Origin of the sequence: Lacisediminihabitans sp. (assembly GCF_036404185.1) — a bacterium.
Taxonomy (GTDB): domain Bacteria; phylum Actinomycetota; class Actinomycetes; order Actinomycetales; family Microbacteriaceae; genus Lacisediminihabitans.
In genome coordinates, this window is record NZ_DASWPB010000036.1 from 1 (window position 1) to 10,978 (window position 10,978).

Here is a 10,978-nt window from a genome sequence, read left to right on the forward strand (position 1 = left end):
GGACATCGGCCTCGAGACGGAGTTCGCCGGGCCGCTCGTCGACGGCATCGTCGACACTCTCCACCGCCACGACCCGGGGGCGCCGGTGCTGCCGTACATGCTCTCCGCGGGCACCGACAACAAGGCGCTCAGCAAGCTCGGCATCAAGGGCTACGGTTTTGCGCCGCTGCGCCTTCCCGCCGATCTCGATTTTCCGGCGATGTTCCACGGCGTTGACGAGCGGGTCCCACTCGACGCGTTAGTGTTTGGCAGGCGAGTCCTCACGGACCTGCTGCTCACTTACTGACAGACAAGGACCGCCGTGGGATTCATCAATGCGATCATCCTCGGGCTCGTGCAGGGGCTGACCGAGTTCCTGCCGATCTCCTCCAGCGCCCATCTGCGCATCGTCGGGATCTTCCTCGGGACGGGGGCAGACCCGGGCGCCGCGTTCACCGCGATCATCCAGCTCGGTACCGAGGCCGCGGTCGTCGTCTACTTCGCGGCCGACCTCTGGCGCATCATCTCGAGGTGGTTCCTCGCCCTGTTCGGGCGCATCCCGCGAAACGACACCGAGGCGAAGCTGGGCTGGTTCATCATCTTCGGCTCGATCCCGATCGTGGTCCTCGGCCTGCTCTTCCAGAACACGATCGAGACCACGTTCCGCTCGCTCTGGATCATCGCGTTCACCCTCATCGTCTTCGGCATCCTGCTCGGCATCGCCGACTACGTCGGGGCCAAGAAGCGACGTCTCAAGGACCTCAACGTCCCACACGCGACCGTCTTCGGTCTCGCCCAGTCGTTCGCCCTCATCCCCGGGGTGTCGCGGTCGGGAGGCACGATCACCGCGGGTCTCTTCCTCGGCTACGAGCGTCGGGCCGCCGCACGCTATTCCTTCCTGCTGGCGATCCCCGCGGTCTTCGGCAGCGGACTCTACGAGCTGTACAAGACGATCAAAGAGCCGTGCGTCTCGGCCGCGGCCGGCTGCGCCCCGGAGGTCTTCACCGGCGCGGAGACCGCCGTCGCGACGGTCGTGGCCTTTGTGGTCGGCCTCGTCGTGATCGCGTTCTTCATGGGGTACATCTCCAAGCGGTCCTTCCTGCCGTTCGTGATCTACCGCCTCCTGCTGGGCTGTGCCCTCATCGTGCTCCTCCTGACCGGCGTTCTGCAGCCGCTGTAGTCTGGGACTTCGGAAACGGAGAGCCTATGCGGTGCTGGCGGGCGTCACGGTGACGGAGCGGCAGGCCCTCGTCGACGCGAAGCGCGCACTCGCCTTCTCCTTCGAATCGGGCACGAACCTGTGCGATCCGTTCCTCTCGGTGGTCCCGGTCACCGGGGCAGCGGTCTCCGTTCTCGCGATCCCCTCCGCCCAGTCCACGGTCTGCGCGAGCGACGGGATGGCCGCCCACCTCGATGAGCTCCAGTTCGATCTGGGAGAGGGGCCGTGCTGGGAGGCGCTTGCGGCCAGACGCCCCGCGCTGCACGGTGATCTCCAGGGAGAGGTTGCCCCGCTCTGGCCGGCCTTCTCGGCGGCGGTCCGCGACGACGAGGTCGGCGCGATGTACGCCTTCCCCCTGGTGCTCGGCTCCCTGGAGATCGGGGCGATCGACCTCTACTCGACGACCTCGGGACGGCTGACCCGCGGCCAGGTGACCGACACCGTCGCCCTCACGCAGGTCGCGGCCTGGCAGGTGCTCCGGCGCATCCTCGCCGATGCCGAGACCGGCGAGGGCGGCTCGGCCTCCTCCCGCCGCGAGATCCACCAGGCGACGGGGATGGTGCTCGCCCAGCTCGACATCGCCGCCCACGACGCCCTGCTGCTCCTTCGCGCTCACGCCTTCTCGACCGGTCGCTCGGTGCGCGAGGTCGCGAACGACGTCGTCGAGCGTCGGCTCAGTTTCACCCCCGAACCACAGTCCCAGGACGATACCCGGGAGTAGGCTTGGGGGATGGTTGCGGAGACCCGCGAGGGGCGTCTGGTGAACACCTTCGTGACCCTCGCCGACACTCTCGTGGCTGGGTATGACGTGGTGGATCTGCTCCAAAGTCTCGTGGAGGCCTGTGCCGAACTGCTCGATGCGTCGGCGGCGGGCCTCATGCTCTCGGACGAGTCCGGCGAGCTGGCCGTTGTCGCCTCGACGAGCGAGAGAAGCCGGCTGGTCGAGATGATGCAGTTGAGCTCGGGGCACGGTCCCTGCGTCGAGGCCTTCACCACTGGGACGGTCGTCGCCCTCGACGACGTGACCGACGTGTCCGAGCTCTGGCCGGACTTCTATCGGGAGGCGGTCGCGCAGGGGTTCCGCTCCGTCCACGCCTTTCCGCTGCGCCTGCGGGGAACCGTTCTCGGAACCCTCAATCTCTTTCGCTCCGAGACGGGTCTGCTGAGCGACGACGACGTCTCGGCCGCACAGGGGCTGGCCGATGTCGCGACCATCGGCATCCTGCAGGAGCGGGCGATCCGCGAGAATGCGATCGCGAAGGAACAGCTTCAGCACGCCCTCGACAGCCGGGTGGTCATCGAGCAGGCCAAGGGGGTCATCGCCCAGATGAACGACGTCGACATGGACGAGGCCTTCCGCCTCCTCCGTGGCCACGCGCGCAGCAACAACCTCAACCTGCGGGACGTCGCCGACGAGGTCGTGAAGAGGGCACTGAGGCTCTAACGGATCGGCGCATCTGCGGGTAGCGTGGATGCCGTTGCTCCAGACCCCGGCAACGCGTTTACGACGACATGTTGCGAGGTCCCATGAGCACGGCACCCGAAGACGACGAGCCAACCCCCGAGCGGATGGCAGGCGACGAGGCATCCGAGGATGAGGCCACGAGCCCAGCCGGCGGCGCCATCCGTGCGGAGGCCTTCACGGCGGAGGAGGCCCAGGCACACGTCGAATGGTCGGAGGGCGCCGACTTCGACTGAGCCGCCGCCCTCGCCTAAGCTTCACTGGTGAGAGCCTGGACCCGACCCGCCGTACCCACGATCCCCGGGGATGGCCGGGTGGCCAGACTCTTCGACTCCATTGAGGGGCGGGTGGTGGAGACCCGGCCGGACGGCATCGCCAGCATCTACGTCTGCGGCATCACGCCATACGACGCGACCCATCTCGGGCACGCGGCGACCTACCTCGCCTTCGACACGCTCATCCGGCTCTGGCTCGACGCCGGCTTCGAGGTCCGCTACGTGCAGAACACAACCGATGTCGACGACCCGCTCCTCGAGCGGGCGGCGAGGGACGGGATGGACTGGCGTCTGCTCGCCGAGGAACAGACCGACCTCTTCCGCGCGGACATGGAACGGCTGAGGGTCATCCCGCCCGATCACTACGTCGCCGTCACCGAGGTCGTCGGGGAGGTGGCGGAGGCCGTCGCCCGGCTCGAGCGGGAGGGCGTCGCCTATCGGGTCGGCAGCGATGAGGCCGGCGACGACCTGTACTTCGACAGCGGGTTCCACAACCCCGCCTGGCAGCTCGGTGCCGAGAGCGGTCTCGATCGGGAGACGATGCTGGTCCTCAGCGCCGAGCGCGGCGGCGACCCCGACCGTGCAGGCAAGCGCGATCCGCTCGACCCGCTGCTCTGGCGCGCGGAGCGTCCGGGGGACCCGGCATGGGACTCCGTGCTCGGTCGTGGGCGCCCCGGCTGGCACATCGAGTGCTCGGTGATCGCGCTCGAGCACCTTCCCGCCACGATCACCGTGAACGGGGGAGGCTCGGACCTCGTGTTCCCGCACCACGAGTTCAGCGCGGGGCACTCGGCGGCGCTCACCGGTCATCCCCTCGCCAGGCTCTACGCGCACGCCGGCATGGTCGGCTACCGCGGGGAGAAGATGAGCAAGTCGCTCGGCAACCTCGTGCTCGTGTCCCGGCTCGCCTCGGACGGGGCCGACCCCAGGGCCATCCGCCTCGCCCTGCTCGGGCAGCACTACCGTAGCGATTGGGAGTGGACGGATGCGCACCTCACGGCGGCCGACGGACGGCTCGCCTCCTGGGCCGCGTGGGCCGCGGCCCCGGCCGATCTGCCGGACGACGGATTCGTCGGCGAGCTCCGGGAGACGCTCTCCGAGGACCTCAACACCCCCGGAGCGATCGACCTCGTCGATGCCCGGCTCGCGGCGGGGCTTCCGGCGACGACCCCCATCGTCCGGGCCATCGACGCCCTGCTCGGCATCGACCTGATGGCTGGCTAGCGCGGCGCCACCGGGTACCACCGGCCGCCGTCGCGACGGGTCACCAGGAAGGAGACCACCTCGGCCACCGCCCTGGTGCCCTCCACCGTGCGGCGCGCGATCGCGAGCGCCGTGTCGTCCTCACCGGTGAAGCGGATCGTCACCCTGGCCGAACCGCTCACGACGGCGAGATCGGCCGCCTCGACCGTCGTCAGCGTCGCGGCAGCAGCCGCGGCCGTCGGCACAACGCTCTGCGGCGCCGTCCCCGCGGCGAGCGCACCGATGGTCATGATCACGCGGAACGAGGGCATCGTTCCTCAGTCTTTGGGGCGACGATCGTCCGGGCCGGTCGGTCCGTTCGGCCCGGCAGACCCACCCGTCCCTCGCCCGTCCGCCTTGCCGTCGCGGCGGCGGAGATACCGCTCGAACTCCTGGGCGATGGCCTCCCCGCTCGCCTCCGGAGAGTCGACCGTGTCCCGCGCCGCCTCGAGCTGGGCGATGTAGCTGGCCATCTCCTCGTCCTCGCTGGCGAGCGCGTCGATCCCGCTCTCCCACGCCGCCGACTCGTCGACCAGGTCGCCCCGGGGGATGACCACGTCGATGACCTCCTCGAGCTTGTCGACGATCGCGAGCGTCGCCTTGGGGGAGGGGGCGTTGTGCACATAGTGGGGGACGGATGCCCAGATCGAGACCGTGGGGATGCCCGCGTTCTCCGCCGCCTCACCCAGGACGGAGAGAATGCCCACCGGCCCCTCGTACGCGCTCTTCTCGACCGCGAGCTCGCGGCGCACCTCGGCGTTCTCGCTCGTCATGAAGACCGAGATCGGCCTCGTGTGCGGCACGTCGGCGAGCATCGCCCCCAGGAACACCACACCCTGGATCCGGTTCTCGATGACGACCTGCATGATCTCGGCGGTGAAGCTCTTCCAGTTACGGGACGGCTCGGTGCCGAGCAGCAGGTAGACGTTCGAGTTGTTGTTCGCGCTCACGTCGAGCTGCGCGTCCTCGGCAAGACCGGGGGAGGACTGCCCGAGCACCGCCGTCGGCCCGTACACCATGACGCTCGGCCAGACCAGGAGGCGGTTGCCCTCGTCGTCCGAGGCGACGGTGGGACGGTTGAACTGGTAGTCGAAGTAGCGCTCCGCATCGATCTCGGCGATCGGATAGACGTCGAGCAGGTCCTTGAGCATGCTCACCGCACCGCTCGCGGCCTCTCCCGCGTCGTTCCAGCCCTCGAAGGCGACGACCAGAAGCCGCCCCTTCAGGATTCCCGTTTGTGACACTCGACACCTTTGCTGCGCCGGACGCTGTGACCGACTCTTCCGTCAAGGATAGAACGCCCACCCGTCTAAACTCGTGTTCCGTGACCGATCTTCTGCCCGCCGCCGTCCTCTGGGACATGGACGGAACCCTCATCGACTCCGAGCCGTACTGGATGAGCTCGGAGACGGAGCTCGTGGAGTCCTTCGGTGGCGTCTGGCGGCACGAGGACGCCGTCACCCTGGTCGGAGCCGGCCTCCTGCATTCCGCCGCGGTGCTGCGGGGCAGGGGGGTCGACCTCTCCGATCAGGAGATCATCCAGCGGCTCACCGATCGTGTGCTCGAACAGATCGAGGCCGCCGTGCCCTGGCGCCCAGGAGCCAGGAAGCTGCTCGCCGAGCTGGGGGAGGCGGGCATCCCCACGGCGCTTGTCACGATGTCGATCAGGAGGATGGCCGACAGCATCAACGCCGCCCTGCCCGCCGGATCGTTCACCCGGATCGTCGCCGGCGACGAGGTGACCCATGCCAAGCCGCATCCCGCCGCCTATCTGCGCGCCGCGGAGCTCCTCGGCGTGGAGGCGAGCCGGTGCATCGCCATCGAGGACTCGACGACCGGCCTGGCCTCCGCCGTCGCATCCGGGGCCGTCTGCATCGGCGTTCCGCTGCACGTGCCGCTCGAGGACAGCCTCGGCTACACGATCTGGCCGACGCTGGAGGGCAGGACGGTCGACGACCTCGGCCGCCTCTACGCCGCGTCGCAGGAGAGCGCGGCGTGAGCGCCGAGCGCCGGCAGAGCGGGCCGTTCCGCGCGGGCGACCGCGTCCAGCTGACCGGCCCGAAGGGCAGGCTCAACACCGTCACCCTGGAGCCGGGCAAGGTCTTCCACACCCATCGCGGAATGGTCGATCACGACGCGCTCATCGGACAGCCGGATGCCTCGGTCGTCACCGCGACGAACGGGGACGAGTACCTCGCCCTGCGCCCCCTGCTCGCCGACTTCGTCATGTCGATGCCGAGGGGCGCCGCCATCGTCTATCCCAAGGACGCCGCGCAGATCCTCGGCCTCGGCGACATCTTCCCCGGAGCAAAAGTGGTCGAGGCGGGCGTCGGCTCCGGCGCGCTGAGCCTGTGGCTGCTGCGCGGCATCGGCCCGACCGGCAGCCTGCTCTCGTTCGAGCGCCGCCCCGAGTTCGCCGATGTCGCCCGCGGCAACGTGGTGAGCTTCCTCGGGGCGGAACCGTCGAACTGGACCGTCACCGTCGGCGACCTGGTCGAGTCGCTGCCCTCCGCCGTCGAGCCGGGATCCGTCGACCGGATCGTGCTCGACATGCTCGCGCCCTGGGAGTGCCTCGACGTCGTCGCCGACGCGTTGACCCCCGGGGGAGTGCTGCTGTGCTACATCGCGACGGTCACGCAGCTCTCGCGGGTGGCCGAGGCCGTCCGCGGCACCGGCCTGTTCACCGAGCCGCTCTCCTCGGAGACGATGGTGCGCGGATGGCACGTGGAGGGACTCGCGGTCCGGCCGGATCACCGGATGGTCGCCCACACCGGGTTCCTCATCACGGCTCGCCGGCTCGCCCCCGACACCGTTCCTCCGCAGCTGAAGCGCCGCCTGTCCAAGTCCGACTACAGCGACGAGGACGTGGAGGCCTGGACGCCGGGAGCGCTCGGAGAACGCAGCGTCACCGACAAGCGACTGCGCAAGACCGCCCGCCAGGCGCAGGCGACCGCCGATCACGCGGTCGCCGCCGAGGAGAATTCGCAGCCGGAGGCACCCTAGAATTGGCACGTTGTCTCACCGATCGAAATGAGGATTCGTGCGCAAGACCACAGCGCTGATCGCCGCCCTGGCCGTGTTGGCCGGCCTCACCGCCTGCGCGGACGGCACGACGGCCGCCGGCTGCAATCCGCTCGTCTCCTCCGGCTCGGCGTCCTCGGTCGTCACGGCGACGGGAAAGTTCGGTGTCGCGCCCAAGGTGACGATCCCCACCCCGCTGTACACGAAGAAGACGGAGAAGTCGGTCATCATCGCGGGCAAGGGCGCCGCGGTCCAGAACGGGCAGCCCGTCGTGGTCGACGTCACCATCCTCAACGCGACGAACAGCACGGTGTTGCAGACCACCGACTACTCCAAGGGCGGCGGGAGCCTGCTGACGGTCGGCTCCTCCAGCTTCCCCGCCGTGAGTGACGGCCTCCAGTGCGCGACCGTCGGATCGCGGATCGCCGTGGTCGGCTCGCCCAAGGACAGCCACAGCGGCCAGGCCGATCCGACGAACGGCATCGCCAAGAACGACTCCTTCGTCTACGTCATCGACGTCAAGTCCGCTTTCCCGGCCAGGGCCGACGGCTCGAACCGCGTCCCGCAGAGCGGATTCCCCGCTGTCGTGCTCGCGCCGAACGGCGCCCCGGGCATCACACTGCCGGACGAGACCGCGCCGAAGACCCTCAAGGCCGAGGTGCTCAAGCAGGGTGACGGCAAGACGGTCAAGAACGGGGACTACCTCGTGGTCAAGTACACCGGCGTCGGCTGGACAGACAAGACCGTCTTCGACTCTACCTGGAAGACCGATGAGGCATCCGTCATCCAGGTCGGCTCCACGAGCGTCGTGCCCGGCCTGTCGAAGGAGCTGATCGGTCAGAAGGCCGGCTCGCAGGTCCTCATCGTCGTTCCGCCGAAGGAGGCCACCGTGGCCGACGGCAGCGGGACGGCTCCGGCGGGGGAGACCCTCGTCTACGTCGTCGACGTTCTCGGCGTCGTCCAGTAAGCAACTCCTCCAGACACGGCCGGGTGTCTTCCGAAGTTCCCACAAACTAGGATTTCCCTCGTGTCAGCTAGCAGCGCCCCGGTTCCCGCAGAGGAACGACTCTTCAGCCTCGTGCTGGCGCTCCTGGCGACGGAGACCGGCCTGACCAAGGGCGAGGTGCTCTCGACGGTACAGGGCTACCGCCAGCGCTATCGCGCCGGCGGCGACAACTCCAACCTCGAGCGCCAGTTCGAGCGCGACAAGGACGACATCCGCGACCTGGGTGTTCCGCTCGAGACGGTCGCCGACCCCGGCGACTCCGGAAACAATCAGAACCTCCGCTACCGCATCCCGCGCGGCGCCTACGAGCTCCCCGACGACATCACCTTCTCCGCAGAGGAGACCACGCTGCTCGGACTGGCGGCGATGGTGTGGCGGGAGGGCTCGCTCTCCACCGAGTCCCGCAGGGCGGTAATGAAGCTCAGGGGCCTCGGCCTCGTCTCCGACGAACCCGTCCTCGGGTACGCACCGCGGCTCAGGGCACGGGACGCCGCGTTCGAGCCGCTCCGCGCCGCGCTGGAGAAGAACACGATCGTGCGATTCGCCTACCTGAAACCGGGGGAGGCGCAGGCGAGGGTGCGCACCGTCGCGCCGCTCGCGCTCGTCCAGCACCAGGGCCGCTGGCACCTGCACGCGCAGGAGCCGGACAGCGGCCTGACCAAGACCTTCCTGCTCCGCCGGATCGTGAGCCAGATCACCACGACGGGCGCGACCTTCCCCGCCCCGAGCGGGGACCGCACGGCGCAGGCGCTCAGGGAGCTCGACGAGGTGTGGGAGTCGCACACGGCGGACGTCGAGGTGATCGCCGACTCCGACGCGGCGACCAGACTGCAGAAACGCCGGGGAACGGTGGTCCTGCCGTCCGGTGCGCTGCGGCTGCACTATTCCGACGCCAACATCTTCGCCGACGAGCTCGCCGGATACGGCCCGGAGGTCCTCGTGCTCTCGCCGCCCGTCCTCCGCGCCGCCGTGCGGGCCAGGCTGCTGCAGACTGTCGCCGTGCACACGGACACCGAACACTCGATCGCCGAACACCCCGGGGAGGCCGGCAATGGCTGACAGACGAACGGCACCGCTGCACGCGAGGGACAAACTGGCCTTCCTGCTCTCCCTCGTCCCCTTCCTCATCGAGCACGAGAGCATCAGCGTCACGGACGCGGCTGAGCACTTCGGCGTCCCGGCCCAGCAGGTGCGCGAGGCCGTCGAGCTCATCGCCGTCTCCGGCATCCCGGGGGAGACGGGGCAGTACCAGCACGGCGACCTGTTCGACCTCGCCTGGGACGACTTCGAGGAGAACGATCAGATCGTCCTCACCCACCGCGTCGCCATCGACGACGCGCCGCGATTCTCCGGACGCGAGGCGGCCGCCCTCATCGCCGGGCTGCAGTATCTTTCCGGGCTGCCGGAGAACGCCGACCGCACGGCGATCGCGAGCCTCATGGCCAAGCTGTCCCGCGGCGCCTCCGCGCTGCCCAGCCAGCTGGCCGTCGAGGGGTCGGAGTCGGATGCGACCCTCGCGCTCATCCGGCAGTCGGTGGCGGAGGGGGTGCAGATCGAGTTCGACTATCTCAACGCCCGCGGAGAGCACGAGCACCGTCTGGTCGATCCGCTGCGGATCGAATCGGTGGATGCCGACTGGTACCTGCGCGGCTGGTGCCACCTGCGTGAGGGCATCCGCACCTTCCGTCTCGATCGCATCGGCAATCCGCAGATCACCTCGGAGCCGATCGCCTTCCATGCCGGGGACGTGCAGCTGCCCGACGCCCTGTTCGAGGGCTCGGTCGACGATCTCTCCGTCACGATCGACGTCGCCCCGGCGGCGGTCCCGCTGCTCGCCGACTACGTCCCCGACGATGCCCCCTCGTCCCAGATCGACGGTCGGGTGCGCACCTCGCTCCGGGTCTCGCACTATCACGGCCTCAAGCGGCTGGTCGGCGGGATGCCGGGGGTCGTCCGGGTGGTCGAGCCGGAGGATGCGCGCAGGGCCGTCGCCGACTGGGCCGCGGCGGGAGCCGCCCGTTACGAGGAGAGCTGATGCCCTGGTGGTCGTGGCTGCTCATCTGGGGCCTGCTCGTGCTCGCGGTGATCGCCATGCTCGTGCTGTTCGCCGTGTGGCTGTTCCGTAAGCTGATGTCGGTGTTCGACGCCCTCGAGGAGCTCGCCACGAAGGCGGAGATCCTCGAGCGGGCCGCCGAACCTGCGCGGGACCACTACGAGATCGCCGCCCTCCGCCCGCGCTCCGACGTGCAGGCCGAACGGGAGTCGCTCCGGCTTCGCCGCGATGCGCGGCGGGAACAAAGGCATCGGAATCGATTGGATCGCGCGCGCAGGATAACTAAGCTGGACGCAAGCACGCGCCGGTGGTTCACCGACGAGTGACAGCCACATCCCGGCTACCCGGCGGTAGACTGCCTGGAGCAGTCACGATTCGTTAGGACACAACATGCTCCGTGATCTCACCGGCTGGCACGCCCTCATCCTGCTGGTCATCATCGTCCTGATCTTCGGCGCGTCCAAGCTCCCAGGGCTCGCGAAGAGCGTCGGCCAGTCCATGAAGATCTTCAAGAGCGAGATCAAGTCGACCGACGAGTCACAGAAGCCGGCCGACGGCCCCCAGCTCAACGAGACTTCGCCAGAGGTTCGCGCCCAGACGGACGCCACGAAGTCCAGCACCAGACCATAGCCTCCGTGGCAACACGCACCAGAAGAGGTGCGGGCCCCGGAGCCCGGATGTCGCTCGGGCAGCACCTTCTCGAACTCCGCAAACGCCTCTT

Annotated in this window: 14 protein-coding genes and 1 pseudogene; 13 read left to right on the forward strand and 2 right to left on the reverse strand. The window is 69.0% G+C overall.

The features are described from left to right. The 6 genes and pseudogenes from VGC18_RS01855 to mshC all read left to right on the forward strand — a co-directional run. Positions 1 to 286, forward strand: a pseudogene (locus tag VGC18_RS01855) (hypothetical protein); the annotation flags it as partial. Between the two features lie 15 nt (positions 287 to 301). Then, on the forward strand, positions 302 to 1,159 hold the full coding sequence (locus VGC18_RS01860; RefSeq protein ID WP_331093635.1) for an undecaprenyl-diphosphate phosphatase: 858 nt from the start codon (positions 302 to 304) through the stop codon (positions 1,157 to 1,159). 31 nt (positions 1,160 to 1,190) lie between these two features. After that, a complete protein-coding gene (locus tag VGC18_RS01865) occupies positions 1,191 to 1,919 on the forward strand; it encodes a GAF and ANTAR domain-containing protein (protein WP_331093637.1) in 729 nt (242 codons plus the stop codon). A 9-nt stretch (positions 1,920 to 1,928) separates the two neighbouring features. Beyond that, positions 1,929 to 2,642 (forward strand): GAF and ANTAR domain-containing protein, encoded by a 714-nt coding sequence (locus VGC18_RS01870; RefSeq protein WP_331093639.1) that lies wholly within the window; start codon positions 1,929 to 1,931, stop codon positions 2,640 to 2,642. An 83-nt stretch (positions 2,643 to 2,725) separates the two neighbouring features. Further along, entirely contained in the window at positions 2,726 to 2,896 is a 171-nt protein-coding gene (locus VGC18_RS01875; RefSeq protein WP_331093641.1) for a hypothetical protein, read from the forward strand. A 27-nt stretch (positions 2,897 to 2,923) separates the two neighbouring features. Further along, positions 2,924 to 4,159 carry a cysteine--1-D-myo-inosityl 2-amino-2-deoxy-alpha-D-glucopyranoside ligase gene (mshC, locus tag VGC18_RS01880; RefSeq protein ID WP_331093642.1) on the forward strand — a complete coding sequence of 412 codons (1,236 nt, stop codon included), beginning with the start codon at positions 2,924 to 2,926 and terminating at the stop codon, positions 4,157 to 4,159. On the opposite strand, the gene VGC18_RS01885 is transcribed toward mshC, so the two are convergent. Continuing rightward, a complete protein-coding gene (locus VGC18_RS01885) occupies positions 4,156 to 4,449 on the reverse strand; it encodes a hypothetical protein (protein WP_331093643.1) in 294 nt (97 codons plus the stop codon). The genes mshC and VGC18_RS01885 overlap by 4 nt on opposite strands. 6 nt (positions 4,450 to 4,455) lie before the next feature. Continuing rightward, complete coding sequence (locus tag VGC18_RS01890) at positions 4,456 to 5,421, reverse strand: PAC2 family protein (RefSeq protein WP_331093644.1); 966 nt, start codon at positions 5,419 to 5,421, stop codon at positions 4,456 to 4,458. 80 nt (positions 5,422 to 5,501) lie between these two features. Here VGC18_RS01890 and VGC18_RS01895 point away from each other — a divergent pair, with 80 nt between their 5' ends. The 7 genes from VGC18_RS01895 (at position 5,502) to tatA (ending at position 10,887) form a co-directional block, all read left to right on the forward strand. Continuing rightward, a complete protein-coding gene (locus VGC18_RS01895) occupies positions 5,502 to 6,176 on the forward strand; it encodes an HAD family hydrolase (RefSeq protein ID WP_331093645.1) in 675 nt (224 codons plus the stop codon). After that, complete coding sequence (locus VGC18_RS01900; RefSeq protein WP_331093646.1) at positions 6,173 to 7,180, forward strand: tRNA (adenine-N1)-methyltransferase; 1,008 nt, start codon at positions 6,173 to 6,175, stop codon at positions 7,178 to 7,180. Before VGC18_RS01895 ends, VGC18_RS01900 begins: the two co-directional genes overlap by 4 nt. A 37-nt stretch (positions 7,181 to 7,217) precedes the next feature. Continuing rightward, positions 7,218 to 8,165 (forward strand): FKBP-type peptidyl-prolyl cis-trans isomerase, encoded by a 948-nt coding sequence (locus tag VGC18_RS01905; RefSeq protein WP_331093648.1) that lies wholly within the window; start codon positions 7,218 to 7,220, stop codon positions 8,163 to 8,165. Positions 8,166 to 8,216: 51 nt separating this feature from the next. Then, the gene (locus tag VGC18_RS01910; protein WP_414672845.1) at positions 8,217 to 9,263 is read left to right on the forward strand and encodes a helix-turn-helix transcriptional regulator; all 1,047 of its coding nucleotides are present in this window, start codon (positions 8,217 to 8,219) and stop codon (positions 9,261 to 9,263) included. Continuing rightward, the gene (locus VGC18_RS01915; RefSeq protein WP_331093652.1) at positions 9,256 to 10,239 is read left to right on the forward strand and encodes a WYL domain-containing protein; all 984 of its coding nucleotides are present in this window, start codon (positions 9,256 to 9,258) and stop codon (positions 10,237 to 10,239) included. The genes VGC18_RS01910 and VGC18_RS01915 overlap by 8 nt, the downstream gene beginning before the upstream one ends. After that, complete coding sequence (locus VGC18_RS01920; protein ID WP_331093654.1) at positions 10,239 to 10,583, forward strand: hypothetical protein; 345 nt, start codon at positions 10,239 to 10,241, stop codon at positions 10,581 to 10,583. The genes VGC18_RS01915 and VGC18_RS01920 overlap by 1 nt, the downstream gene beginning before the upstream one ends. A 64-nt stretch (positions 10,584 to 10,647) precedes the next feature. Next, on the forward strand, positions 10,648 to 10,887 hold the full coding sequence (gene tatA / locus VGC18_RS01925) for a twin-arginine translocase TatA/TatE family subunit (RefSeq protein ID WP_331093656.1): 240 nt from the start codon (positions 10,648 to 10,650) through the stop codon (positions 10,885 to 10,887). Positions 10,888 to 10,978: the final 91 nt, after the last annotated feature.